Origin of the sequence: Ruegeria faecimaris, assembly GCF_900182615.1 — a bacterium.
Lineage (GTDB): Bacteria > Pseudomonadota > Alphaproteobacteria > Rhodobacterales > Rhodobacteraceae > Ruegeria > Ruegeria faecimaris.
The window spans coordinates 159,257-185,311 of record NZ_FXTE01000002.1; the positions used below are offsets into that span (position 1 = coordinate 159,257).

Consider the following 26,055-nt stretch of genomic DNA (forward strand, 5'->3'; position numbering starts at 1 on the left):
ACATCTGTTTCGTCTTATTTGATTTGTGATCACAAGAATATTTTGTGTGATCACTTTATCGCTTAATCTGTCATTTTGCGCGAATTCTGAGCTTTTTTGCAGCTGCAGCACGTGACAGTGTCGCAAAAACCAGTAAAACCTTCGGAAGCCAACCGAAAAGGAGCCGCCATGAGCGATGTAAATCGGGGCAACCGCCCGCTCTCACCGCATATCCGCATCTACCGCCCACAGATGACGTCTCTGTCATCGATCATGGTTCGGATGACTGGATTGGCCGTGTTCGCAATCGCAGCACTTGTGGTGTGGTGGCTGTTGGCGGCGGCAACCTCTGAGGCGGCCTTTGCAGGCATAGACGGATTTCTGCGCAGCTGGTTCGGTGATCTTGTCATGACCGGAGCGGCCTGGGGTTTGTGGTACCACACATTGGGCCGGTTGCGTCATGTCTTTTGGGATTTCGGCTACTGCCTAGATGTTGATCTCTCTGAAAAGCTGGGATGGGGCATGTTTGTTGGTGCCACGATCCTGACCATCATCACCGTTCTTGTGGTTTAAGGAGACGTTCGATGCGATACCTGACTGACCGTAAACGCGCCGAGGGTCTGGGAGCGGGCAAATCCGGAACCCAAACACATTGGAACACAATGGTCCGGGCCATGATCCTGACCGTTCTGATTCCTCTCTTCATCTTCACATTTGGTGCCGGTCTGGGCGGAACCTACGAAGAGGTTCTGGCTTATTTCAGTCGCCCCTTCCCGGCGATCGTATGCGCGCTGACACTGATCGTTGCCCTGTTGCAGCTGATGTACGAAGCGCAGGAGGCCATCGAAGACTATATCCATGGTGTCGCCGAAAAAGTGACGCTGGTTGCGATGTGGGCGTTTGGCTACACGCTGATGGTTGCGGGGCTGTTCGCCCTGGTGAAACTCGCCCTGTGATGATGCGCGGTAAGGAATAAGAACAATGACAGCAGCATATGAATACGAAACCCACGAATACGACGTCGTTGTCGTAGGCGCAGGTGGTGCAGGTCTTCGCGCAACGCTGGGTATGGCGGAACAGGGTCTGCGTACGGCATGCGTGACCAAGGTGTTCCCGACCCGCTCGCACACGGTTGCCGCGCAGGGCGGCATCGCGGCGTCGCTGTCGAATATGGGTCCTGACCACTGGCAGTGGCATATGTACGACACGGTCAAGGGCTCGGACTGGCTGGGCGACACCGACGCGATGGAATACCTCGCACGTGAGGCACCCAAGGCGGTCTATGAGCTAGAGCATTACGGTGTGCCCTTCAGCCGGACCGAGGAAGGCAAGATTTATCAGCGTCCCTTTGGCGGCCACACCACCGAATTTGGTGAAGGCCCGGCGGTTCAGCGGACCTGTGCCGCTGCTGACCGGACCGGCCACGCAATCCTGCACACGCTCTATGGTCAGTCGTTGAAAAACAATGCTGAGTTCTACATCGAATATTTCGCCATCGACCTGATCATGTCCGACGACGGACAGTGTCAGGGTGTCGTCTGCTGGAAGCTGGACGATGGCACCATGCATGTCTTCAACGCCAAGATGGTGGTGCTGGCGACCGGCGGCTATGGCAGGGCGTATTTCAGCGCCACTTCGGCCCATACCTGCACCGGTGACGGTGGCGGTATGGTGGCCCGCGCGGGTCTGGCGCTGCAGGATATGGAGTTCGTTCAATTTCACCCGACCGGCATCTACGGCTCGGGCTGTCTGATCACCGAAGGGGCGCGGGGTGAGGGCGGGTACCTGACCAATTCCGAAGGCGAACGGTTCATGGAGCGCTATGCGCCTCAGTACAAAGACCTGGCACCGCGCGACTATGTCTCGCGCTCAATGACTATGGAAATCCGCGAAGGGCGCGGTGTGGGTGCAGAGGGCGACCACATCCACCTGAACCTTAGCCACTTGCCTGCCGAGGCTTTGGCCGAGCGTCTGCCGGGTATTTCCGAAAGCGCCAAGATCTTTGCCGGTGTGGACGTGACCAAAGAGCCGATCCCGGTTCTGCCGACCGTGCACTACAACATGGGCGGTATCCCGACCAACTATTGGGGTGAGGTTCTGAACCCCACCGCCAAGGACCCAACCGCCGTGGTCCCGGGCCTGATGGCTGTGGGTGAGGCTGGCTGCGCCTCGGTCCATGGGGCGAACCGTTTGGGCTCAAACTCGCTGATCGATCTGGTGGTCTTTGGCCGCGCGGCGGCGATCCGGGCCGGCAAGGTTGTGGATGCCGATAGCGCCAACCCGGTTCTGAACCAGGGGTCGGTCGACAAAGCCTTTGATCGCTTTGACACCGTCCGTAACGCCAGCGGAGCGATCCCGACCGCCGATCTGCGGCTTGAGATGCAAAAGACCATGCAGGCTGACGCGGCCGTATTCCGCACCGCCAAAACCATGGCCGAAGGTGTTGAAAAGATGACGGCGATTGCCGCCAAGATGGACGACCTGAAAGTCACCGACCGCTCGTTGGTCTGGAACAGCGATCTGATGGAAACGCTGGAACTGACCAACCTGATGCCAAGTGCGCTGGCCACCATTGTCGGTGCCGAAGCGCGCAAGGAAAGCCGTGGTGCCCATGCGCATGAGGATTTCAGCGAACGCGACGACAAAAACTGGCGCGTTCACACGGTGTCCCGCGTGGACGGTAATAAAGTGAACCTCAGCTATCGCCCGGTGATCGTCGATCCGCTGAGCACCGAAGCAGAAGGCGGAATCAGCCTGAAGAAAATCGCGCCCAAGGCGCGGACTTTCTGATGTGATTGGGCAGTCCGCGACCAACCACCGGACTGCTCAAATTCTATGGGTAAGTAATATCTGTACTTAGCCAATCGGCTATGGCGAGATGAATGTTTCAATGTACTCATTCACATCGGCTTCAGAGATTTCCTGACGCTGTGCCAATATATCGAGAATTTTCAGGCTGACATCTGTGAACCCAAAAACACCTTCGGTTAGAATTGCCAGTCGCTTTAGCATCTGGCTGTTCAGCTCTGCAGGATCAGACAAGTCCCTGAGATAGATAATGTCCCCGTCCAGCATTTGTGTCGATTCAAAGTCCGAAAGAACTCCCGACCATTTCGATATGACCAGCCTGTTCTCGATATGCGCAAAACTATGGGGCAAAAACCCCAATTTTCTGAGAAATGTGTCAACCTCGCCAAAACCTGGCTGATTCTCGTACAATGGAAAAAACGATACTTCGGTCTGTATGGCGGCGACATTTTTCAGCGTGTCTTCCGCCGAGGTAAACACCGAAAGTTCGGCGCCCTGAATGTCAATTTTCAGAAAATCCACTGGACCCAAACCTGCGATATCATCCAGCCGCTGCGTCTGCATCTCCATACTGCCAATTTGCCTTGCAGCATTGCGTAGGCCGCGTAGGTAAAAAAGAGTTTTTCCCCTTATTTTCAGCAAGGATGTCAAACCCGAGCCCTTGTAGATATTCAACAAGGCCGGTTTGCCGTCTCCGACTGCAAAGTTGAAATACTCTTCATTTGCACCTTTATTGCGGACGACCTCTTTCATCGTATTTTCCTGAGGTTCGAAACCGACGACATTGCAATATTTGTTCTTAAGTAGGTCACGGTAAGGGGCGTCATGGCGCATTGGATTGGCGCCAATATCGGCAATGCGTACAATACTGGTCAAATCCAGAAGATCGTACAAAGCAGAAATGCGGGCGCTGAAAAGATTATCCATTTCTTAGAACCGTAAGCGCTTCGGCCAACTTGCGGCTGATCCGCTCTGGCGCGCGTTCCTGAGCGAATTCGAAGCACGCCCTACGTTTTTCAGCGAGTTCTGAATCGGACATTTCCATCACCTTCATCATCATGCGGATCAGTCCTCGAGGGTTTTGTGCCGGATACAGTAGATCATGACAGGATTCCGGGGTCGTCTGCCGGTGGGGTTCAATGTCCGGGGCGACAACTGGCAAGCCAAAGGTCATGGCAAGCATTGCGGTTCCAGAGGTGAAGGTTTGTGTAGATGGCAAAACATAGGCGTGAGCTTGGGAAAAAACACTCGGAATAGCCTCATCTTCTACGCGTTCGCCTATCACGGTTACGTTTGAAATGGCGTCCAGCCGTCGTACCAATCGCCGACTGGGCCGAAAGACTCGGCCTACCACTGACATATGAAAGTCGAAACCCCTGTTGGTTAGCTTCCGGATGGCGAAATGAAGCCGGTCCAACTCGCGGTTTCCGCGCATCGCGCCAAATGTCAAAAAATGGGTCTGATCGCGTGGTTGCATCAGGCGTGCAAGCGTGATTTCGGCGCTTTCATAAACGCCTAGATAGCTTGGGTGAGGGATCAGGCAAATCTTATTCGGTTCCGCGTCATATTGGGCGATCATATGTTGCCGCGCATTTGGGGTATGGACATGGATCATATCGACCAGCTCTGCCAACTTGCGTCGCGCTGCGTGAAATCCATCGTTGCCCTCACGCGCTGAATGCGCGGTGCGATTGTGAATGGTCCAGATGACGCGACCACCGTTTGATTTATACAGTTCAAGTCCCGACACGGCATCTTGAAACAGGGCGTTGTTCGCGGAATCTTCACCATCCTTGATCGGAAACAGCCTGTCATCCCATTGGATATGCAGGATTCCGTGTTCGGTCTGAAATTCTGGTTTCGCAATCTCTGCAAAGTTCAGCTGTTTCATTGCAGCTAGAGAAAACTCTGGCTCGCATGCGCTGTACATCATGTTTTGATAGGGGTTTTTGGTGCCGTAGGGAATATTCAATACTCGTGTCTGCATACGGCACTCAGCTTTTGCTTTCTCGGGTGCAGACTCCATGCACATAAGCTCAATGTAAAGGTGAAATCACCCATCTTTATTGACTGTTTTCAAGGCTAAATGGTTGGCTTTCGCACTTGCAGCGTGTATCTATACACGGGAATTTAGCGAGGTCGGAAATGGTACAACTCACCCTGCCAAAAAATTCTCGGATTACCACCGGAAAGACATGGCCCAAGCCAGAGGGCGCGACGAATGTGCGCAAGTTCCAGATCTATCGCTGGAATCCTGACGACGGTCAAAATCCCCGGGTGGATACCTATTTCGTCGATATGGACAGCTGCGGTCCGATGATTTTGGATGCGCTGATCAAGATCAAGAATGAGATCGACCCAACCTTGACCTTCCGCCGGTCTTGTCGCGAGGGCATTTGTGGGTCCTGTGCGATGAATATCGACGGGATCAACACGCTGGCCTGCATCTATGGCATGGATGAGATCAAGGGCGATGTGAAAATCTATCCTTTGCCCCATATGCCTGTGGTCAAGGACCTGATTCCGGACCTGACCCATTTCTATGCCCAGCACGCCAGCATCATGCCCTGGCTAGAAACCAAGACCAACCGGCCGGCGAAAGAGTGGAAGCAATCCATTGAAGACCGCAAAAAGCTGGATGGTCTTTATGAATGCGTGATGTGCGCCAGCTGCTCGACCTCGTGCCCAAGTTATTGGTGGAATGGCGATCGCTATCTTGGCCCGGCGGCTCTGCTGCATGCATATCGTTGGATCATTGACAGCCGAGATGAGGCAACTGGTGAGCGCCTGGATGAGTTGGAAGATCCGTTCAAGCTGTATCGTTGCCACACGATCATGAACTGCGCCAAAACCTGCCCGAAGGGTCTGAACCCTGCAAAGGCAATCGCCGAGATCAAAAAGATGATGGTCGAACGCACGGTGTGAGGCGGGCTTGATCCATGTGCCTGCTGTGTTGCGGCAGGTGCAATTCCCATTTGCAAGAATATGTGGTGTGAACGCCTGCAGCCTGTCCTATGTTTGGCTCAGGGAGGAGTGATTATGTCACAATGGGATCACTCCGATGAGAACCAAAACCAACTCCGCTGATGCCGCCGAAGCCCTGGAATTGCTGGAACAGGCATGGGCCTATTATACGCCAGAAACGGTAATCCCCACTTCAGAGCGGATGCCAGAGCTGTTCGAATACGCAAATGCTGCCTGATCTGCGATTGCAGGGCTTGAAAACAACCGACTGATCAGCAAAGCAGGAGAATGCCTGTTTTTCTTCTGCTTCTTGCCGCCGCCGTATTCGCCTATTTTCTGTGGCGCGCCCGTACTTCGTCACTGACGCGTGAATGCCGTTGGCGCCAGCACCGAAAAGAAGGGCAATGGGTCTGTTCGTTTTGCGGTGCTCAGACCGATGGGGCGGAAAGCCCCAAGCAGTGTTTAAAGGGATCGACCGGTGGATAGCCGATGCGGGACAGGGTCGACCCTGCCCCAACCCGTTTTCTAAGCCTTTGGAAACGCCGCCTGAAGTGCGATCTCAACCATGTCGCCAAAGCTGCTTTCACGTTCGGACGATGGCAGAGCTTCTCCTGTCAGCAAGTGGTCGGAAACGGTCAGCACGGCAAGGGCCCGGCACCTGTGGCGCGCGGCCAGGATGTAAAGTTCGGCGGCTTCCATTTCGACGCCCAGAATGCCGTGACGCACCATCTGTTCGTTCAGATCGGGACGTTCATCGTAGAACACATCCGAGGAATAAATCCCGCCAACATGAGTTGGTGTTCCTTTGTTTGCCGCAGCCTCAAAGGCGGCCTGCAACAGGCTCCAATCCGCGCAAGGTGCAAAGTTGAGCTCTTTCATGATCCCCCGAGACGGCGTGCTGAGCGTGGTCGAAGTCATCGCCAAAATGACATCACGAATGTTCACACTGTCCTGCATCCCGCCACATGACCCAATACGGATCAAAGTTCTGGCGCCAAAATCGCGGATCAATTCATTCACGTAAATTGACAGCGAGGGCATTCCCATACCGCTGCCTTGAATCGTGACCGGATTACCTTTCCAGGTTCCGGTGAAGCCCAACATGCCACGCACGTCATTCACCAGTTTGGCGTTATCCAGAAAAGTTTCTGCCGCCCATTTTGCCCGGTAAGGATCACCGGGTAAAAGAACTGTTTCAGCGATTTCGCCTTTTTCGGCGCCTATATGAATCGTCATTTCGTTATCAATTCCATTCAGATTTCCATATCCGAAATATCCGCTCCGGCTTTCAAAGCTTCGTGTACCCAATGCGGCTTGCGACCGCGCCCCGACCAGGTTTGATCGTGGTTGGATGGATTTCGGTATTTTTCTTTTGTTTTCGAAAGCTTAAGAGATTTCGAGGACCCATCAGAAAGTTCGGAAAGGGAAAACCCAAATTCCGCTGCGGCTTTCTGAGCAGCTTCCAAAGCCTCTTTCCGATCACGTCTTTCGGCTGCTTTCAGCGCCACATCTACATTGGCACGCAATTCCAACAGTTCATTGCGCGTCATCTTTTCGAGATTCATTCCCATTTACATTTCCCTGATGTTACCGAATTACAATGTCCCCGAAGAGTCACCGTAGTTCTAAAAGCATCCATTATCTATCCCTTTCGCGAAGGCGATAGATACGGGGAAAATGGGTGGCAAATCGGCGGTTATTCAGCGGCCAGGTTTTGCGGATCAACCAAGGAAACTATGTCGCCCATGATTGCATTCAACTCGAAGTTTTTTGGCGTGTAGATTTTGGCCACACCCATCGCTTTGAGCTTTTCAGCATCGTCATCTGGGATAATGCCACCGACAACAACAGGAACATGTTTCAGGCCCGCCTCGCGCAGACGGTTCAGAACGTCCTGAACCAACGGAATGTGACTGCCGGACAGAATCGACAGGCCGATCACATGGGCTTTGTCCTCGATTGCGGCGGCCACAATTTCCTCGGGTGTCAGACGGATGCCGTCATAGCTGATGTCCATGCCGCAATCGCGGGCGCGGAAGGCGATCTGTTCAGCGCCATTTGAATGGCCGTCCAGACCGGGTTTCCCGACCAGGAATTTCAGGCGACGTCCAAGCTTGTCGCTGACCGCGTCAACGGCCGAGCGCAAGTCCTCCAGCCCTTCGGTTTTGTTTGAGACCGAGCCGGAAACGCCGGTCGGGCCGCGATATGTGCCATAGACTTTGCGCATCTCTTCGGCCCATTCGCCGGTGGTGACGCCAGCCTTGGCGGCGACGATTGACGGCTCCATTACATTCGCACCGGATTGTGCGGCCTCACGCAAAGCGGCCAGCGCTGCTGCAACTGCCGCGCCATCCCGTTCGGTGCGCCATTCGTTCAGGCGGTTGATCTGTTCCTGCTCTACTGCCGGATCAACGACCATGATGCCGCCGTCTTCGGTTTCCAGGGGTGAGGGCTCGCCCTCGGTCCATTTGTTCACGCCGACCACAATGGTCTCGTTGCGCTCGATCCGGTTGAGGCGCTCTGCGTTCGAATCCACCAGGCGTGACTTCATGTATTCGATCGAAGCGACAGCGCCGCCCATCGAATCCAGGTTTGCCAGCTCCGCACGCGCGCCTTCTTTCAACTCTTCAACCTTGGCATCAACAGCCGGGTTGCCATCAAACAGATCGCCATATTCCAACAGGTCGGTCTCATAGGCCAGAATCTGCTGCATCCGCATCGACCATTGCTGATCCCAGGGCCGCGGCAATCCCAGCGCCTCGTTCCAGGCGGGCAATTGCACCGCACGGGCGCGGGCCCTTTTCGACAGTGTTACGGCCAGCATCTCAATCAGGATGCGGTAGACATTGTTTTCAGGCTGCTGCTCGGTCAGACCCAGCGAGTTTACCTGAACGCCATAGCGAAAGCGGCGGAATTTGGGATCCTCAACGCCATAGCGTTGTTGCAAAATCTCATCCCAAAGGTCGACAAAAGCCCGCATTTTGCACATTTCGGTAACAAACCGTATGCCGGCGTTCACAAAGAACGAAATCCGGCCACACAGCGCCGGAAAATCCTCGGCCGGTACCCGTGGGCGCAACTCATCCAGAACTGCAATCGCTGTTGCCAAGGCGTAGGACAGTTCCTGCTCGGGCGTCGCGCCAGCCTCTTGCAGGTGATAGGAACAGACGTTCATCGGGTTCCATTTTGGCACGTTGGTATAGCAATACTCGGCCACGTCGGCGATCATCTTCAGCGACGGTTTCGGCGGGCAGACATACGTTCCGCGGCTCAGGTATTCCTTAATCAGATCGTTCTGAACCGTGCCCTGCAGTTTAGAGACATCAGCGCCCTGTTCCTCGGCAACCGCTATATAGAGCGCCAGCAACCAAGGAGCCGTGGCGTTTATCGTCATCGACGTGTTCATCTGTTCCAACGGGATCTGGTCGAACAAAACCCGCATGTCGCCCAGATGGCTGATCGGCACACCCACTTTACCAACCTCGCCGCGTGCCAGCGTGTGATCGCTGTCATAGCCGGTTTGCGTCGGCAGATCGAAGGCCACTGACAGACCCGTCTGACCCTTGGCCAGATTCCCGCGATACAGCGCGTTGGACGCTTTGGCGGTGGAATGACCGGCATAGGTTCGGATGAGCCAGGGGCGATCTTTCTGCGTCTGCGTCATAACTGGGCCTCGTATTGCGGGTGGGCAAGAAAATTACGTTCATGGGTTCTAAAGCGCAATTTTCGGGACATGTCAATTCGCTGCGCCGCGGCATTTCCGGTTGTGCCGATTGTGGGATGCAGCGATTGGTGGCAGGGTGCATTTATGACACAGACCGTGGAACTTCCGCTTTGGCTGTTTTTGTTGATCCTGGTATTCGCCGCGGTCACACTGGCCTCGCATTTTCTGTTTCCGTCAGTGCGGTGGTTTTTTCGCCGTAGGTTGGAGCGCGCGGTCAAACGCCTGAACACGCGCCTGCAGCGCCCGATACAGCCGTTCAAGCTGGCCCGACGCCACGATATGATTCAACGTCTGATCTATGATCCTCAGGTAGGGCAGGCCGTGCAGCAGCACGCACGTGAAGAAGGCATTCCCGAAGCGGTCGCCTTTGAGCAGGCCCAGCGGTATGCGCGCGAGATCGTGCCTTCTTTTTCCGCCGTTGCCTATTTCAGTATCGCCATCCGGTTGGCGCGGATTCTGAGCAACGCCTTTTATGATGTACGGCTTAGTTATCAGGATGAAGATGCCCTGAAAGATATTGATCCAAATGCGACAGTTGTTTTTGTGATGAACCACCGCAGCAACATGGATTATGTGCTGGTCACCTATCTGGCGGCCCAGCAATCGGCTTTGTCTTATGCTGTTGGCGAATGGGCGCGTGTTTGGCCGCTCAGTCGGTTGATTCGTGCGATGGGGGCCTATTTTATTCGCCGCAAGTCCGGCAGCGAACTCTATCGTCAGGTATTGGCCTGCTATGTCCGGCATGCCACCGATGCCGGTGTTACACAGGCCATGTTCCCTGAAGGCGGGCTGAGCCTGACGGGGGCCATGGCACGCCCCAAGCTGGGGCTTTTGAAATACATAATCGATGGTGCCAGGGTGGATGGGGCGGATGTGGTGTTTGTTCCCGTTGCGCTAAACTATGACCGGGTTCTTGAAGATACGATCCTGACCAAGGCCGCACTTGGCAATCAAAGGCAATTTCGTGCCCGAATCGGGGTTATAACTGGGTGGATGTTGAAACAGATAGGCAGGCGTCTGACCGGTCGCTACCAGCGGTTTGGATTTGCTGGAGTGCGATATGGTCACCCTATCTCATTGAAGGAATTCCGCACCGCCCATGACGATGTGATGACTGATCTCGCGCGCGAACTCATGCAACGGATCAAAGAAGCGATTCCGCAGGCGCCTGTTCCTGCAGCGTGCTGGCTGGTTCGCACCAAAGGAGAAATGCCCGAAGACGAGCTTAAAAGCTTGATCACCGGGTTTTTGCAACGTGACGGAACTTTGGGTGATCAGGATGAGTCCGCGGTTTCAGCTGCCTTGGATCAGCTGGTCGAACGCAGAATTCTGAAACGAGAAGGTGGGAAAATATCTCAATCCGGGCAAAGGGTTGATCTGCTCGACTACTATGCAGCCTCAGCCCCGATTGGCGACGGCTGGCCTGATGCTGCGGCAGCGAAAGAAGTTTCTGCAGGCGCTGGGTCATAAAATTACAAAAATGATGCAAAATCTATTGCATTATTTCCTTCAGGCCAATATCTCATCATCCAACGCAAGCGCTTCTGCATCGCGGCAAACAGGAATGAGAAATAAGGAGGCCAACATGGCTCTGGACACCGACAGCGGTATCGCAACTTACGACGCGCCGGAAAAAGACCTCTATGAAATGGGTGAAATCCCTCCGATGGGGTTTGTGCCTAAGAAAATGTATGCATGGGCAATCCGTAAGGAACGCCACGGGGAACCGGATACTGCGATGGTCCAGGAAGTCGTGGACGTACCAGAGCTGGACAGCCACGAGGTGTTGGTTCTGGTGATGGCGGCGGGCGTTAACTATAACGGCGTCTGGGCATCCCTGGGCAAGCCGATCTCGCCCTTTGACGGCCACAAAGCCCCGTATCATATCGCCGGTTCTGACGCTTCGGGGATCGTATGGGCCGTGGGTTCGAAAGTAACGCGATGGAAAGTGGGCGACGAGGTTGTCATTCACTGCAACCAGGACGATGGCGACGACGAACATTGTAATGGTGGCGATCCGATGTATTCGGACAGCCAGCGAATCTGGGGTTATGAAACGCCGGATGGGTCTTTTGCACAGTTCACCAATGTTCAAGCCCAGCAGTTGATGCCGCGCCCCAAGCACCTGACCTGGGAAGAAAGCGCTTGCTATACTCTGACGCTGGCGACCGCGTATCGGATGCTGTTCGGGCACGAGCCGCATGATCTGAAGCCGGGCCAGAACGTTCTGGTCTGGGGTGCCTCGGGCGGCCTGGGCTCTTATGCGATCCAGCTGATCAATACCGCAGGCGCCAACGCAATCGGCGTGATCTCGGACGAAAGCAAGCGTGACTTTGTTATGGGGCTGGGCGCCAAGGGCGTGCTGAATCGCAAAGACTTTAACTGCTGGGGTCAGTTGCCCACAGTAAACACACCGGAATATGCGGACTGGTTCAAAGAGGCGCGCAAATTCGGCAAGGCGATCTGGGAAATCACCGGCAAAGGCAAAAATGTCGACATGGTGTTTGAACATCCCGGCGAAAGCACATTTCCGGTGTCGACCTTTGTCGTGAAAAAAGGTGGTATGGTTGTGATCTGCGCCGGTACCACCGGCTATAACCTGACTTTCGACGTTCGCTATATGTGGATGCATCAGAAACGCCTGCAAGGTTCGCATTTTGCGCATCTCAAGCAGGCTGCTGCCGCGAACCAACTGATGGTCGAACGCCGTCTGGATCCCTGCATGTCCGAAGTGTTTGCCTGGGGTGAATTGCCCGACGCGCATATGAAGATGATGCGGAATGAGCATAAACCAGGCAACATGTCGGTTCTGGTTCAGGCGCCGCAGACGGGCTTGCGCACGCTTGAAGAGGTTCTAGACGCAAAAGGCTGAGCCCCCCAAAAAAAATAGAATATTAGCACCCGCGAATCGCATCGAGCGAGCGCGGGTGTATCTATTTCGAGGCATAAGGAAATAATTACAGTGGGTTACAGAATCGTGACCCGCTAGTTTTGGGGAGTAGAAACCAGTGAATAGGCTTAAAATCATCTCACATGTTATGGTTGTGTTAACCCTTCGTTAACCGTTTCGGAGAGACTTTAGATGGCGCATAATGAGTGGATACTGGACGTTTTGTCGGACCTCAACGCCTTCGCTGTTGAAAACGGTTTGACCGCACTTGCCGAGCAGCTTGATGATACCAAGTTGATCGCAGCGGCCGAGATTGCGTCCATGCAAGATAAGGCACAGGCGCCCGCGAATGGGAACACAACTCGACATGAGTCAGGTCCTAGAGGACTTGGAAAGCACCAACACGCTTGACGAGTTGGGCGATGTAGCCGTTCGATTGCGCGACCGGCTGCAGGTTGAACATCTTATCTATCATTGGGTTGATGGTGCCGGGGATCAATACGGCTATACAACTTACCCGGACGCTTGGGCCGAGCGATACCGGGAGCGGAATTATCACCGCATAGATCCAGTGATCCTGGGGTGTTTCCAACGGTTCCACCCGGTTGACTGGAAATTTCTGGACTGGTCTGGAAAAGTGGCGAAAGCCTTTTTGCAGGATGCGCTTGAACATGGGGTTGGCAATCAGGGTTATTCGATCCCCATCCGGGGGCCGAACGGCCAGTTTGCCTTATTCACAGTGAATCACTCATGTGATGATGAGAAATGGAAGTCCTTCATCGAGGCCCATGGCCGCGAGCTGATTTTGATCGCGCATTACTTTAACCGAAAGGCTCTGGAGTTCGAAACCGACAGGCAGCCGGATACGACCCGAGGCCTGTCGCCTCGTGAGACGGATGCCATGACCTTGCTGGCGCTTGGATACAGCCGGGCACAAGTCGCGCACTCACTGTCAATCTCGGAACATACGCTGCGTGTCTATATTGAAAGTGCGCGTGCCAAGCTTGGGGCGCAGAACACAACCCATGCCATCGCAACAGCACTCAGCCGTGGATTAATAGTGGTTTAACAAGCGCGCGCGCCAAAAACGGGAAATTAACCACGACTTTGTACCCCCTTCGTTCCTGCACAGGACGACAAGGGGAAAGTCATGTTGCGCTATTTGTTTGCCGACGAACTACATAAGTTTCCGAATTTGGCCCAAGGGATGTTCCGGGATCGAGCGGATCAGTTCAAAACACGTCTGGGCTGGGATGTTCACGTGGACGAAAAAGGAGAAGAGCGGGATCAGTATGATGACCTGAATCCGCTCTATGTCATCTGGGAAGAAGAGGATGGCAGCCATGGGGGGTCGATGCGGGTTTTGCCGACGACAGGACCTGTCATGGTGAATGAGGTGTTTGGGCATCTGACAGGAGGTAAGCCTGTCCACAGCCCGCTGATCTGGGAGGTGACGCGATTCTGCCTGTCACGAACGGCCAGTGCCCATACTGCCGGTGCCATCATGCTGAGTGGCGGCGAAATCATGGAAGGGTTCGGGCTGACCCATATTGCTGGCGTCTTTGATGCGCGCATGATTCGGATCTACCGTCTGATCGGATCGTCTCCAGTCGTTCTGGGGTCACAAGGGAAAGGGCGTGATCAGATTTCGGTTGGGCTCTGGCCCTATTCGCCCGAGGATTGCAATCGGGTGGCTGAACGGGCGGGCATCCCACGTGAGCTGTCCAGGATGTGGTTCAAAGCCGCGTTTGGCACTGTCCGGCAACACCGGTTTGCCCTGTCCGCCTGACGGGGTCTGAAAGCCAATTCCATATCTGGCGATAGCTGGCGTGGCCCTGTAGGGTCGCGCCATGTCTATACCCACAGTAACCTTTTCTGACGATCAAGCCGCCGCCTATGACAGCATTTCCGAGATGCTGAAATCTGCTGGTGTAGACCTGGATGATGATGCCCTGCTGAAAATGCCCGGCAATGGCGAATCCGGGGTGATGGCCGTGATCGGCAAGGCGGGTTCAGGGAAAACGCTACTGCTGGCAGAGCTTTACAAAGCATTAGCTGACGCGGGTCTTCAGATCGTTTCCGGTGATTTCGAAAGCCGCAAAGCGCGCGAGAAACGCAGCTTGGCCATTCTTGCGCCAACGAACAAGGCCGCCAGTGTTTTGCGCCTGCGGGGTGTGCCTGCGACCACGATCCACCGTATCCTCTATACGCCGGTTTATGACCCGGAATATGAACGCATTGCCGAATGGCTGGCGGGCAACGATGAACGCCCCGAGGTTGAAGGGCTGACTGACGAAGCCCTGGACCGGGCGGCTGCTTTTTATCAGAACAACAAGTCTATCCCCGGCGCGCTGGCCGCTGCGGGCCTTCGTGGGTCCGACTTTATCACCGGCTGGAAACGTCGGGAGGAGCCGCTGGACATAGGCTTTGTAGATGAGGCCTCGATGCTGGATGACCGGCAGTTCGAAGACCTGAAAGAGATCTTTCCGACCCTGTTGCTTTTTGGCGATCCGGCGCAGCTCGCCCCGGTCAATCAGTCTGGCAGCATGGTATTTGAGACGCTGCCCGAGCCGCGAAAGCAGGTATTGCACAGGGTCCACAGGCAGACGGCAGACAACCCGATCCTGGACCTCGCGCATGCGCTGGCCGACCCTCAGATGGGGTTTGAGGATTTTGAACGGCTTGTCGAACAGACCGCCCGACAGGATGACCGTGTTGTTTGGGGGCAGCGTGTTGAAGTTGACCTGATGGCCCGCAGCCCGGTTCTGGTCTGGCGAAATGCCACCCGAATTCGCTTGATTCAGGCCTTCCGCAATGTTCACGCTGCACCCGACACCGAGCTTCTGGCGGGAGAGCCGCTGATTTGCGATGGAATCGAACTGCCGCTGAAGCACCGCAAGAAAAGGCTGGATCTTGAGGCGCGCGGGCTAATCAAGGGTGCTCAGGTCATCTATCTGGGGCCAGGACGAAAACCGGGGTTTTCGCGCCTGCATGTGATGGGGGCCGAGGATCCGCAGGTCAGCGCAGCGTCGATTGTCAAAATCGAAATGCCTGATGAGGAAGAACCGTTTATTCCATTTGCTGCGCGAATGGGGGCTACCTTTTTGCATGGCGCAGCAGTGACCATACACAAGGCGCAGGGGTCGCAGTGGGACACGGTACAGGTGTTTGCGCCGGATATATATGCGGCTGCTCGGATGGGGCGAACCGAGGCTGGGCAACCTTTGTGGAAACGTCTGGCTTATGTTGCGATCACGCGGGCGCAAGAAAGGTTGATTTGGGTGGTGCGCAACAGGCTGGCCAAGCCCACTTATCCGTTGCGCGTGGATGACTTGCGCGCGGCTCCGGCGGCGACGCTGACCCTGGAGGCCGAAGAGATATGAAATCTATCATAATCACAGGCGCCAGTTCAGGTATCGGACGGGCAACTGCCGAGCTGTTTTTGGCCGAGGGCTGGGCGGTCGGGCTGCTGGCGCGCAGCGCGGATGTGCTGAGCAAATTGGCTGAAAGGCACAAGAATGCGATCCCCTTGGTGACCGATGTTACCGACCCCACCGCTGTTTCGGGTGCTTTCGAGACATTCCAGAATGAGACGGGACGTCTTGACGTATTATTCAATAATGCCGGAATCTTTGCCCCCGGCGGCACGATAGACGAAATCCAGTTGGAGGATTGGTACCAGAGCGTCAGCGTGAACCTGAACGGGATGTTCCTAAGCGCGCGCGAAGCCTTTCGCATCATGCGGCATCAGGCCCCGCAAGGGGGAAGGATCATCAATAACGGTTCGATCGCCGCGCATGTACCGCGTCCGAATTCGGTCCATTACACCGCTACGAAACACGCGATAACAGGCCTGACACGCAGCCTATCACTGGACGGGCGCGCCTTTGGTATCGCATGTGGTCAAATCGATATTGGCAACGCGCGAACACAGATGGTGCAAAACCTGGTTGAAAACGCCATCGCGGGAGGGCAGCAGCCCGACCCGACGATGGCTGTTGACGATGCCGCACGTTCTGTACTGCACATGGCGTCTTTGCCTGCAGAGGCAAACGTCCAGTTCATGACCGTCATGGCCACTACGATGCCCTATATCGGGCGTGGATAGGGCTTTAGTTCTCGCGCAATAGTCGGAAGGCTGTGGACGCTCCCCAACCCGCCGCGATGGCGATGACCAAAGACATCAGGCCGTACCAGACCGGCTGCTGACGGGACATGTTGTAGAGGAACCGTTCCAGCCCGACCTTCCGCACGTCGATTGTGGTCTCGAACTGGGAAACAACTTCTCGGCCGCGGGTCAGGTATATGCGCGCGAAATAGGCGCCTTCGGTCAAATCGGCTGGCATGTCGATTGATGTTCGGAACAATGTCTGCTCGTCCACCGCAACCGTATTTTCGCGGATAGAATACAGGCCCTCATCCTCACGGATGCGAACGACGGCCTCGGCAAAATTCTGCGCGCCCCGGATATTCATCGCGGCACCCACTGATCGAATGGCCCGTTCAATCGAGATCCTGTACCGCAGGTCTTCTGTATCTGACAGGATTTCTGTAAGCGGAGCGCTGGTGGCAACCGCATAAAAACTGGGCGCAAGGTCGACCAAGACGCTGTCGGTGTTGACCCAGATACCCAGCCTGCGTTCTTTTCGCCGGACCGTCACCGGGCTAGAGGGGCCTGCAACGGCCACGATAACTTGAAGCGGTGGGCCGGAAGGGATCGGCGTTTCACGTTTAACGGCACCGAAAATAAGAATTTCCGAGCCATCGAAATTCGCCGTGATGGCAACCCGGTCTTGGCTTAGGCCAAGCACGACCTGTTCCTCCTCGGCGATGGCCGGGGTGACACAGAGGGCGAGTAGCAGGATCAACCGTCTCAGCATGATCAGTGCCCCCCTGCAACGCCGAGCGAATAGAGCTCGGAGGGTTCCAGAAGCAGATCCAGCGCCAGCTTGCCACAAACCACCAAGACCAGTGCAGCCAGCAATACGCGCAGCTGCTCGGCAGGCATTCGTGCGCCGATCACCGTTCCGATCTGCGCCCCGATCACGCCGCCGACCAGCAACAACACAGCCAGAACAATGTCGACTGTGTAGTTGGTTGTCGCGTGCAGCATCGTGGTGAACGCTGTTACGAAAATAATCTGGAATAGGGAGGTGCCGACAACGACTTTGGTGGGCATTCCCAGCAGGTAAATCATGGCAGGAACCATGATAAAGCCGCCTCCGACACCCATGATCGCAGAAAGGATACCTACGCTAAGCCCGACCAGGACGGGGGGGATGACCGAGATATAGAGGCCCGATGTACGGAACCGCATTTTGAACGGCATCGCGTGAATCCAGCCGCGCTGACGACGTGCAACAGGGGCGGCGGTGCCCTTTTTGGATTTACGCAGCGCGTTCAGGCTTTCGATGAACATCAAGCTGCCGACGACGCCCAGAAAGACCACGTAACACAGGGTTACGAGCAAATCGACTTGTCCGAGGCTTTTGAGATAGTTGAAGATCACCACCCCGAACGCAGCTCCGATCAGTCCCCCGACCAGCAATACCGTGCCCATCTTCAGGTCGACCGTCTTTCGGCGGAAATGGGCCAGAACACCAGAAAATGACGAGGCGACAATCTGGTTCGCTTCGGTGGCTACGGCAACTGCTGGTGGGATGCCAATGAAAAACAACAGCGGGGTCATCAGAAACCCGCCGCCGACCCCGAACATCCCTGACAGGATGCCGACCATGCCGCCCAACCCCAGCAGCAGAAAGGCGTTTACGGAAACTTCAGCGATAGGAAGGTAAATTTGCATGAGGTACTAGTAATTAGGGCCAGCTGCGTCGCGCAATGTGACACATTCGACTTCTGGAATTTGTGAAAGGGTTCGTATCTGACGCGCAGAATCACGCCCTTGGCGAGGCAGGGTAAAGCAGGGCTGGCGGCTTGGACCAGTCTGAAACTGTGCATCCGCAAAAGGCGTTTTGACAGGGAGTATCCCCTTAGACCAAGCGCAAGACCTAGCATCCGGCACCCCGGCGAGAAACTCTCTCAAATCAGCTGTCACTGGAAACACATCCATGCCCCTTTAGAGCCGTTGCGGCATGTAAAATCAACTCTACATGCCGCCATGCAGCGAACAGGACTGACGTGTGTTTCAAACTGGACCTATTACCGCTCTTTTACATAGGGTTCGCCACCGGCTTTCGGTGGAACGGCCTTGCCGACAAAGCCGGCCAAAATGACGACGGTCAGGATATATGGCAGCGCATCCATGACCTGCACAGGAATCACCACGCCACCCAGGTCAATATTTTGGAACCGCAACGCAACGGCTTGCAACAGTCCGAACAGCAGGCAAGCCCACATCGCGTGCCATGGCCGCCATTTTGCAAAGATCAGCGCCGCCAGCGCGATGAACCCGCGACCGGCAGTCATTTCCTTGACGAATCCAGCTTGCAGGGCCGTGGCCAGATAGGCACCGGCAATGCCGCACAGCACGCCACAGATCGCTACAGCCGCAAAACGCAGCCCAACGACAGAAACCCCGGCCGTATCCACAGCGGCTGGGTTTTCACCTACCGCGCGCAGGCGCAGGCCAAAGCGGGTGCGGTACAAAACCCACCAGGTTGTCGGGACCAGAAGGAAAGACACATAGACCAGGATCGAATGGCCGGACAGCAGCTCGGAATAGATTGGCCCAAGAAATGGGACATCACTCACCGCATCCGCAAAAGGGAAGGTGATCGGTTCAAAGCGCCCTCCGCCGAACAGCGAGGGGGTACGCCCGCCCTGTTTGAACCAGCTTTGCGCGATCAGGACCGTCAGCCCAGAGGCCAGAAAGTTGATGGCGACGCCTGAAATCAGCTGGTTGCCCCGAAAGGTGATCGAGGCCACCCCATGCAGGGCGGACAGAACAAGAGAGGCCGCGATCCCGGCCAGCAATCCCAGCCAGACCGATCCGGTCACGGCGGCGACGGCGGCAGAAAAGAACGCCGCGATCAGCATCTTGCCCTCAAGCCCGATGTCGAAAATACCGGCGCGTTCGGAGTACAGACCGGCCAGACAGGCCAGCAACAGCGGCGTGGCCAGGCGGACAGTCGAATCGAGGACCTGGATGAGGGTAACGAAAGTATCCATCGCTTAGCCCTCCTTCCGCATGGCAAGGAACAGTTTCTCAAGCGGCATGCGGACCATGTTGTCCAAGGCGCCGGTGAACAGGATCACCAGGGCCTGTATGACTACGATCAGCTCTCGGGGGATAGACGTCCACAACGCCAGCTCGGCCCCGCCCTGATAGAGGAAACCAAACAGCAGCGCCGCAAGGAACACGCCAAACGGATGGGACCGGCCCATCAGCGCCACGGCGATACCGATAAAGCCAGCGCCCTCGGTCGAGTTCAGAACCAGCCGCTCTGCCTCACCCATCACGTTGTTCGTGGCCATCAGACCAGCCAGCGCGCCCGAGATCAGCATGGCGATGATGGTGATCCGTACCGGAGAAATACCGGCATAGACGGCACCGGTTTCCGAATGCCCATAGGCGCGGATCTCATAGCCCAGCCGGGTGCGCCAGATCAGCGCCCAGACGATCACACAGGCCAGGACTGCAACAAAGAATGAGATATTGGCAGGTGCGCCACGGAATACGACGTTTTCAGCGGTCGAGAACATCGACTGGAACGTCGGCAGATGCACCGCCTCGGGGAAGCGTGCAGTTGCCGGGTCTTGCGAGCCCTGCGGGCGCATGACGTTGACCAGCATATAGTTCAGCAAGGCAGCAGCGATGAAGTTGAACATGATCGTGGTGATCACGATATGGCTGCCGCGTTTGGCCTGCAGATAGGCCGGAATGGCCGCCCAAGCGGCCCCGAACACCATCGATGCGGCACAGGCGGCCAGCAAGGCGATGCTCCAATGCGGCCAGTCGATGTAAAGGCACACGACGGCCACGCCAAGCCCGCCCAGCATCGCCTGACCTTCGCCACCGATATTGAACAGCCGGGCATGAAAGGCGACCGCCACGGCCAGTCCGGTGAACATGAAATTCGTGGCGTAATATAGCGTATAGCCCCAGCCATAGGTCGATCCCAGCGCGCCGGTGACCATCAGGTTCACCGCTTCGATCGGGTTTTCGCCAATGGCGAGGATGACCAGCGCCGACAGGATTGCGGCCAGAAGCAGACTGATCACCGGGATCAGAACGACATCGGCCCATTTGGGCATTTTTTCCATGTTACGCTGCCTCTCCCGCAACACCGGCCATCAACAGGCCAAGTTCTTTTTCATCAGTTTCATGGGGCAGGCGTTCGCCCATGATATGTCCGTCAAACATGACCGCGATCCGATCCGACAGCGAGAATATCTCTTCCAGCTCGACCGAGACCAGCAGGATCGCCTTGCCCTGGTCGCGCAGGTCGACGATCTGTTTGTGAATGAATTCGATCGCCCCGATATCCACGCCTCGGGTCGGCTGACCAACCAACAGCAGGTCTGGGTTACGTTCGATTTCACGCGCGACGACGATCTTCTGCTGATTGCCGCCCGAAAAGCTTTTAGCCGACAGCCAGGGGTTCGGCGGGCGCACATCGAATTTTTCGATCTTGGCTTCGGTATCGGCGCGCAGGGCGGCGTTATCCATGAAGAGGCCACGCTTATAGGCCGGGTCTCGGTGATAGCCGAAGGCCACGTTCTCCCAGGCGTGGAAATCCATGATCAGGCCTTCGCGCTGGCGGTCTTCGGGCACATGCGCAATGTGCTGCGCGCGCCGCGCCTGGCCATCTGACCCCACCCCGCTGAGCGCAAGCGGCGTGCCGTTCAGTTTGATCTGGCCCTGGCCCGGGCGCATCCCGCCCAGAACCTCTAGCAGTTCGGATTGGCCATTGCCGGCGACGCCTGCGATGCCCACGATCTCACCAGCGCGCACGTTCAAGTCGATGCCTTTGACACGCTCGACGCCCGCGCTGTCGAAAACACGCAGGTTTTCAATCTCGAGGATGGGCTTACCGGGCTGCGCCGGAACCTTGTCGACCTGCAGCAGAACCTTGCGGCCCACCATCAGCTCGGCCAGTTCTTCGGGGCTGGTCTCGGCGGTTTTCACGGTGGCCGTCATTTGCCCGCGGCGCATGACCGACACGGTGTCGGTGTTTTCCATGATCTCGCGCAGTTTGTGGGTGATCACGATGATCGTCTTCCCCTCGGCCCGCAGCCGGTCGAGGATGCGGAACAACTGATCCGCCTCGGATGGGGTCAGCACGCCGGTTGGTTCGTCCAGAATCAGGATCTCGGCCTTGCGATACAGCGCCTTGAGAATCTCAACCCTTTGCTGCATCCCCACACCGATTTCGTCGATACGCTTGTCGGGGTCAACGAACAGTTCGTATTCTTCTTCCAGCTCTTTCAACTCTTTGCGGGCTTTAGTCAGGGACGGGGCCAACAGCCTTCCATCCTCGGCGCCCAGCACGATGTTTTCCAGAACGGTAAAATTCTCGACCAGTTTGAAATGCTGAAACACCATCCCGATGCCCGAGGCGATCGCGGCCTGGCTGTCAGGGATTTCGGTCTTTTGACCATTGATCCAGATTTCACCTTTGTCGGCTTTGTAAAAGCCGTAGAGAATGCTCATCAGCGTGGATTTGCCCGCACCGTTTTCACCGATGATCCCATGGATCGTACCGGGGGCTACGCTGATGGAAATGTCTTTGTTGGCCTGAACCGGCCCAAAGGATTTGGATATCCCTTTGAGCTCAATGGCGGGGACGGTCATGTCTTGTCCTCAGTTGCCGAAAGGACTGCGCGGTTGTTTCGGCGCAGCAGAGTGGAACTGGGCCGGGGGCAAAACCCCCGACCCGCGTGATATCAGAACTGCAGTGCGGGGCAGCTGTCGTTCTCGTAATAGCTGACTACCGAAACATTGCCGTCGATGATGTCCTGACGGGCTTTGTCGACTGCGGCTTTCATGTCATCCGAAACCAGCGGAGCGTTGTTGTCGTCGATCGCATAGCCAACGCCGTCTTCGGCCAGACCCATGATATATACGCCGGTCTCAACGTTCTCGCCTGCGCTCATCGCCTCATACACAGCGACGTCCACGCGCTTCAGCATCGAGGTCAGAACTTTGCCCGGGTGCAGGTGGTTCTGGTTGCTGTCGACACCGATTGACAGGATGCCTTCGTCAGCAGCGGTTTGCAGAACACCAACACCGGTGCCGCCAGCCGCGGCATAGACCACGTCGGCACCCTGGCTGATTTGTGCCTTTGTCAGTTCCGAGCCCTTAACCGGGTCGTTCCATGCCGCAGGCGTTGTGCCGGTCATGTTGGCAACCACGTTGATATCGGGGTTCACCGCCTTGGCACCCTGAGCATAGCCGCAGCCAAAGTGACGGATCAGCGGAACATCCATGCCGCCGATGAAGCCAACGGTTCCGGATTCGGACGCCATCGCAGCCATCATACCAACCAGATACGAGCCTTCGTGTTCAGCGAAACCAACCTGACGCAGGTTGGGCGCGTCCAGCCAGGTTACGTCGACAACAACGAATTTCGTGTCCGGATAGTCGGCAACAACCGCGCTGAGCGGGTCAGCCATACCGAAACCCATGGTGATGATCGGGTTTGAGCCTGCTTCGGCAAAGCGGCGCAGGGCCTGTTCGCGCTGCGCTTCGGACTGCATTTCGATCTCGCGGTAGGTGCCGCCCGTTTCTTCCGCCCAGCGTGAGGCGCCGTTATGCGCGGCTTCGTTGAACGATTTGTCGAACTTGCCGCCCAGATCAAAGATCAGTGCCGGTTCGGCCAGTGCGGCACCCGCTGTCAGTGCAACCGCCGCTGCGGCGCCCATCAAGGATTTCATCAGGGTCATTTGTTACTCCCGTTTGTTTTTTTCGGTCGGAGCCAAGATAGCCCCGTTTACCCACTGTTAGCGAGCATAACCGTTGTGATGGCGGGAATTAAGGCCGTTTGCAACCGCCGCGGTCAACAGATTTTTGACCATTTGGTCCAAGAAAATTCGCGGCCTGTCTCAGGTTAAATTGCATTCCATGACGATGGCATCAATTTTCTGATTATTTTCAACCGTATAGTAATTCTTGCGCGTACCGCACACACGATACCCGCAATGCTTGTAAAGTGTAATCGCGGGCTGGTTGGCGATGGAAACATCCAGAATCGCCCGGATAGCGCCCAGTTTTTTGGCAGCTGCGTGCCATTCGACCATACGTTTCCTAGCCAGTCCCTGACGCTGAACTGTGGGATGGGTGGCAATCGTCAGCAATTCGGCTTCGTTTGCGATTGCCTGGAAAAGGGCAAAAGACTGGGCATCACCTACGATATGGGTAAAGCGATTCTGCAGCAGCTCTGCAAACTCTGTGGCGGTCCAGGGGCGCGATTGTGTGAATGCTGCGGCGTGAGTATTTGCCAGTTCTTCGGGAGTCATCCGTCCAGCAACATCGGCGGTTGATCCTTGGAGGGCGCCGCGTCTGCTGGGCGTATGTAAAGAGGGGCGGGAGCCTCGGTCTTGGTCAGCCTTCTTTGTGCAGCCACTCGGGCAATAGCGCAGACCTGAGCCTTGGGGTTGTCGTTGAACATCAGTGTGCCCAGCGATTTTGCCTGATCAAGCTGGATCAGTGCCGGTTCCATATCAGGCTGCGAAACATAGACCTGATCTCTGGGCGCGCGAATTGCGGGCAACGCATCGCTGTCCAGGACAGCAAGCGCGTCAAAGCCCGATACACCAATGGCCGGTATACCCAGACCTAAGGCCAGACCCCGCGCGGCCGAGACCGAGATGCGTATTCCGGTGAAATTACCGGGGCCTATTCCAACGCCGATCGCTGACAGGTCGCGCCATGAGCATTGTTCTGATGACAGCACCTCTTCGAGCAGCGGCATCAGACGTTCGGCTTGTCCCCGCGACATGGGCTCGACACAAGACGCCACAATCCGGTCACCGCGCAACAAAGCGGCCGCGCAATGCGCGGCCGATGTGTCAAACGCCAGAATGAGTGGTTCAGACGGCAACAGGGCGAACCTCGGTCACTTCGGGAATGTAGTGACGCAGCAGGTTTTCGATTCCCATCTTCAACGTCAGCGTCGAGGATGGGCAGCCTGCGCAGGCGCCTTGCATATGCAGGTAGACAACGCCGCGGTCAAAACCGTGAAACGTGATGTCGCCCCCGTCCTGCGCGACTGCCGGGCGCACACGGCTGTCCAGCAGGTCTTTGATCTGGTTGACCACCTCGGCGTCTTCGCCGCTGTGTTCAGCATGGCCCGAGGCTGTATTGGCATCCGCTCCCATGATCGGCTGGCCGGATTGATAATGCTCCATCACCGCGCCCAGAATGGCCGGTTTGATATGGTCCCACTGGACGTCGTCCGCTTTGGTCACGGTTACGAAGTCATTGCCGAAAAATACCCCTGTCACGCCACTCACAGCGAAAATGCGGTTGGCCAGCGGCGACTTTTCCGCAGCCTCAGCCGATGGGAAATCTGCAGTGCCCGCTTCCAGCACGGTCTGGCCGGGCAGGAATTTCAGGGTTGCAGGGTTCGGTGTGGATTCGGTCTGGATGAACATGGCGCGGCTCCGTATCTGTTGTCTCTGATATGCGGGTCCACGAGCTGGAAGTCAAGAATTGGAACGATTCTAAATTTCTGCAGCTGAGCTTATCGCATCGTCCAGCCGATCATCGCCCCAAAACAGCTCGTCACCGACCAGAAAGCTGGGCGCGCCAAAAAGCCCTTTGGCCTGAGCGGTTTTTGTCTGCGCGATAAGCGCTGCTTTGATCGCCGGATTCTGGGTCTGGGAAAGTAAATCAGCGGCAAGCCCGGCTGAGCTGAGGCATCCGGCCAAAACAGCCTCATCCGCGATGTTCTGCCCTTGGGCAAATTCGGCAGAATAGACGGCGCGCACAAAGGCAGCTTTTTGCCCCTGATCTTCAATCGCCAATGTTAACCTGGCCGCTTTCAAGCCGTTCTGCGGAAAAGGATCGGGCCGGACAAATGGCAAGCCGCGCTGGGCGGTCAGGCGTTCCATATCCCGCCACATGTACAGGCCTTTTGCCGGGTACAGATTGAACGGAGAATTGTCCCACCCTTGGGCGGCAAAGATTGGCCCCAGCAGAAAAGGCTGCCATTCGACCGAGACGCCCTGGCGGGTGGCAGCCTCTTCGATACGCATCGCGCTGAGATAAGAATAGGTCGAGGCGAATTCGAACCAGAATTGAATGCTGCGTTGCATCGGTGTGGCCTCAGGTAATCGCTTCGAGTTTTTCTTTGCTTAGATCACCGGGAACAATAGTGATTGGGATCGGCAGGCTGCCTGAGTTTTTGGTCAGTTGAGTCACCAATGGGCCAGGTCCCTTTTTGTCAGTGCCTGCACCCAGAACCAGAACGCCGATATCAGGATCGGATTGCACATGCTCGATGATCTGGGCAACGGGCTCGCCTTCGCGGATGGCCAGTTCAGGATCAACGTCTTGCTTGTCGCGCATCCATTTTGCGAAAACTTCAAAATGCGCATGGATACGCTCGCGCGCTTCTTCACGCATGACTGTGGCAACGCCGATCCAATGGTTGAATTCGTCCGGTGGGATTACCGAAAGGATTGTTACGCCGCCGCCGGTATGGGCCGCGCGCATAGCCGCGAATCGCATCGCATTCAGGCATTCGCGACTGTCATCCAGAACCACTAGGAACTTGCGCATGGGTGT

At 56.2% G+C, this 26,055-nt stretch carries 28 protein-coding genes; 12 read left to right on the forward strand and 16 right to left on the reverse strand.

All coding sequences use genetic code 11. The features are described 5' to 3' along the window. Nucleotides 1–168 precede the first annotated feature (168 nt). Genes sdhC through sdhA form a run of 3 tightly spaced genes read left to right on the forward strand, consistent with a single transcriptional unit; the run spans nt 169 to nt 2,769 of the window. Complete coding sequence (sdhC, locus tag FN806_RS07065; protein ID WP_142635496.1) at nt 169–552, forward strand: succinate dehydrogenase, cytochrome b556 subunit; 384 nt, start codon at nt 169–171, stop codon at nt 550–552. An 11-nt stretch (nt 553–563) separates the two neighbouring features. Next, nucleotides 564–935, forward strand: a complete 372-nt coding sequence (locus FN806_RS07070) for a succinate dehydrogenase, hydrophobic membrane anchor protein (protein ID WP_142635498.1) — start codon at nt 564–566, stop codon at nt 933–935. A 25-nt stretch (nt 936–960) separates the two neighbouring features. Further along, nucleotides 961–2,769 carry a succinate dehydrogenase flavoprotein subunit gene (gene sdhA, locus FN806_RS07075; protein ID WP_142635500.1) on the forward strand — a complete coding sequence of 603 codons (1,809 nt, stop codon included), beginning with the start codon at nt 961–963 and terminating at the stop codon, nt 2,767–2,769. A gap of 78 nt (nt 2,770–2,847) precedes the next feature. Here sdhA and FN806_RS07080 read toward each other — a convergent pair whose 3' ends face one another. Both FN806_RS07080 and FN806_RS07085 read right to left on the reverse strand, forming a co-directional pair. Next, nucleotides 2,848–3,714, reverse strand: a complete 867-nt coding sequence (locus FN806_RS07080) for an FkbM family methyltransferase (RefSeq protein WP_142635502.1) — start codon at nt 3,712–3,714, stop codon at nt 2,848–2,850. Next, nucleotides 3,707–4,678: a glycosyltransferase family 4 protein gene (locus tag FN806_RS07085; protein WP_185956641.1), complete on the reverse strand. Its 972-nt coding sequence runs from the start codon at nt 4,676–4,678 to the stop codon at nt 3,707–3,709. The genes FN806_RS07080 and FN806_RS07085 overlap by 8 nt, the downstream gene beginning before the upstream one ends. A gap of 254 nt (nt 4,679–4,932) precedes the next feature. On the opposite strand from FN806_RS07085, the gene FN806_RS07090 reads away from it, so the two are divergent. The 3 genes from FN806_RS07090 to FN806_RS07095 all read left to right on the forward strand — a co-directional run bounded on the left by FN806_RS07090 (nt 4,933) and on the right by FN806_RS07095 (nt 6,237). Continuing rightward, nucleotides 4,933–5,712 carry a succinate dehydrogenase iron-sulfur subunit gene (locus tag FN806_RS07090; RefSeq protein WP_142635506.1) on the forward strand — a complete coding sequence of 260 codons (780 nt, stop codon included), beginning with the start codon at nt 4,933–4,935 and terminating at the stop codon, nt 5,710–5,712. Between the two features lie 136 nt (nt 5,713–5,848). Next, nucleotides 5,849–5,989: a hypothetical protein gene (locus tag FN806_RS20425; RefSeq protein ID WP_185956642.1), complete on the forward strand. Its 141-nt coding sequence runs from the start codon at nt 5,849–5,851 to the stop codon at nt 5,987–5,989. A 50-nt stretch (nt 5,990–6,039) separates the two neighbouring features. Further along, nucleotides 6,040–6,237, forward strand: coding sequence for a hypothetical protein (locus FN806_RS07095; protein ID WP_142635508.1), 198 nt, complete (start codon nt 6,040–6,042; stop codon nt 6,235–6,237). A 39-nt stretch (nt 6,238–6,276) separates the two neighbouring features. Here FN806_RS07095 and deoD read toward each other — a convergent pair whose 3' ends face one another. From deoD to FN806_RS07110, 3 genes are all read right to left on the reverse strand, one after another. Then, complete coding sequence (gene deoD, locus FN806_RS07100) at nt 6,277–6,987, reverse strand: purine-nucleoside phosphorylase (protein WP_142635510.1); 711 nt, start codon at nt 6,985–6,987, stop codon at nt 6,277–6,279. Between the two features lie 17 nt (nt 6,988–7,004). Beyond that, the gene (locus FN806_RS07105) at nt 7,005–7,322 is read right to left on the reverse strand and encodes an H-NS histone family protein (RefSeq protein WP_142635511.1); all 318 of its coding nucleotides are present in this window, start codon (nt 7,320–7,322) and stop codon (nt 7,005–7,007) included. A 125-nt stretch (nt 7,323–7,447) separates the two neighbouring features. Continuing rightward, the gene (locus tag FN806_RS07110) at nt 7,448–9,430 is read right to left on the reverse strand and encodes a protein meaA (RefSeq protein ID WP_281286264.1); all 1,983 of its coding nucleotides are present in this window, start codon (nt 9,428–9,430) and stop codon (nt 7,448–7,450) included. Nucleotides 9,431–9,559: 129 nt separating this feature from the next. On the opposite strand from FN806_RS07110, the gene FN806_RS07115 reads away from it, so the two are divergent. From FN806_RS07115 to FN806_RS07145, 6 genes are all read left to right on the forward strand, one after another. Continuing rightward, a complete protein-coding gene (locus FN806_RS07115; protein ID WP_142635515.1) occupies nt 9,560–10,945 on the forward strand; it encodes a 1-acyl-sn-glycerol-3-phosphate acyltransferase in 1,386 nt (461 codons plus the stop codon). Between the two features lie 115 nt (nt 10,946–11,060). Continuing rightward, nucleotides 11,061–12,347: a crotonyl-CoA carboxylase/reductase gene (ccrA, locus tag FN806_RS07120; protein WP_142635517.1), complete on the forward strand. Its 1,287-nt coding sequence runs from the start codon at nt 11,061–11,063 to the stop codon at nt 12,345–12,347. A 367-nt stretch (nt 12,348–12,714) separates the two neighbouring features. Continuing rightward, nucleotides 12,715–13,434, forward strand: coding sequence for a helix-turn-helix transcriptional regulator (locus tag FN806_RS07130; protein WP_142635521.1), 720 nt, complete (start codon nt 12,715–12,717; stop codon nt 13,432–13,434). Between the two features lie 81 nt (nt 13,435–13,515). After that, the gene (locus tag FN806_RS07135; protein ID WP_142635523.1) at nt 13,516–14,154 is read left to right on the forward strand and encodes an acyl-homoserine-lactone synthase; all 639 of its coding nucleotides are present in this window, start codon (nt 13,516–13,518) and stop codon (nt 14,152–14,154) included. Between the two features lie 61 nt (nt 14,155–14,215). Further along, nucleotides 14,216–15,748, forward strand: a complete 1,533-nt coding sequence (locus tag FN806_RS07140; protein ID WP_142635525.1) for an ATP-dependent DNA helicase — start codon at nt 14,216–14,218, stop codon at nt 15,746–15,748. Then, a complete protein-coding gene (locus tag FN806_RS07145; RefSeq protein WP_142635527.1) occupies nt 15,745–16,473 on the forward strand; it encodes an SDR family oxidoreductase in 729 nt (242 codons plus the stop codon). Before FN806_RS07140 ends, FN806_RS07145 begins: the two co-directional genes overlap by 4 nt. 4 nt (nt 16,474–16,477) lie before the next feature. Here the strand turns inward: FN806_RS07145 and FN806_RS07150 are convergent, their stop codons facing one another. The 11 genes from FN806_RS07150 to FN806_RS07200 form a co-directional block, all read right to left on the reverse strand. Beyond that, nucleotides 16,478–17,245 carry a TIGR02186 family protein gene (locus FN806_RS07150; RefSeq protein WP_142635529.1) on the reverse strand — a complete coding sequence of 256 codons (768 nt, stop codon included), beginning with the start codon at nt 17,243–17,245 and terminating at the stop codon, nt 16,478–16,480. A 2-nt stretch (nt 17,246–17,247) separates the two neighbouring features. Beyond that, nucleotides 17,248–18,168 (reverse strand): sulfite exporter TauE/SafE family protein, encoded by a 921-nt coding sequence (locus FN806_RS07155; RefSeq protein WP_142635531.1) that lies wholly within the window; start codon nt 18,166–18,168, stop codon nt 17,248–17,250. Nucleotides 18,169–18,524: 356 nt separating this feature from the next. Beyond that, nucleotides 18,525–19,493 (reverse strand): ABC transporter permease, encoded by a 969-nt coding sequence (locus FN806_RS07160; protein WP_142635533.1) that lies wholly within the window; start codon nt 19,491–19,493, stop codon nt 18,525–18,527. 3 nt (nt 19,494–19,496) lie between these two features. Beyond that, a complete protein-coding gene (locus FN806_RS07165) occupies nt 19,497–20,588 on the reverse strand; it encodes an ABC transporter permease (protein ID WP_142635535.1) in 1,092 nt (363 codons plus the stop codon). 1 nt (nt 20,589) lies between these two features. Continuing rightward, a complete protein-coding gene (locus FN806_RS07170; RefSeq protein WP_142635537.1) occupies nt 20,590–22,119 on the reverse strand; it encodes an ABC transporter ATP-binding protein in 1,530 nt (509 codons plus the stop codon). Between the two features lie 92 nt (nt 22,120–22,211). Further along, entirely contained in the window at nt 22,212–23,210 is a 999-nt protein-coding gene (locus tag FN806_RS07175; protein WP_142635539.1) for a BMP family lipoprotein, read from the reverse strand. A gap of 159 nt (nt 23,211–23,369) precedes the next feature. Beyond that, nucleotides 23,370–23,783 carry a GNAT family N-acetyltransferase gene (locus FN806_RS07180; protein ID WP_142635541.1) on the reverse strand — a complete coding sequence of 138 codons (414 nt, stop codon included), beginning with the start codon at nt 23,781–23,783 and terminating at the stop codon, nt 23,370–23,372. Next, nucleotides 23,780–24,367: a tRNA (adenosine(37)-N6)-threonylcarbamoyltransferase complex dimerization subunit type 1 TsaB gene (tsaB, locus tag FN806_RS07185; protein ID WP_142635543.1), complete on the reverse strand. Its 588-nt coding sequence runs from the start codon at nt 24,365–24,367 to the stop codon at nt 23,780–23,782. The genes FN806_RS07180 and tsaB overlap by 4 nt, the downstream gene beginning before the upstream one ends. Continuing rightward, a complete protein-coding gene (locus FN806_RS07190; RefSeq protein WP_142635545.1) occupies nt 24,357–24,920 on the reverse strand; it encodes a NifU family protein in 564 nt (187 codons plus the stop codon). Before FN806_RS07190 ends, tsaB begins: the two co-directional genes overlap by 11 nt. Nucleotides 24,921–24,989: 69 nt before the next feature. Beyond that, nucleotides 24,990–25,583 (reverse strand): 2-hydroxychromene-2-carboxylate isomerase, encoded by a 594-nt coding sequence (locus tag FN806_RS07195; RefSeq protein ID WP_142635546.1) that lies wholly within the window; start codon nt 25,581–25,583, stop codon nt 24,990–24,992. Nucleotides 25,584–25,593: 10 nt separating this feature from the next. Continuing rightward, nucleotides 25,594–26,049, reverse strand: coding sequence for a universal stress protein (locus FN806_RS07200; protein ID WP_142635548.1), 456 nt, complete (start codon nt 26,047–26,049; stop codon nt 25,594–25,596). Nucleotides 26,050–26,055: the final 6 nt, after the last annotated feature.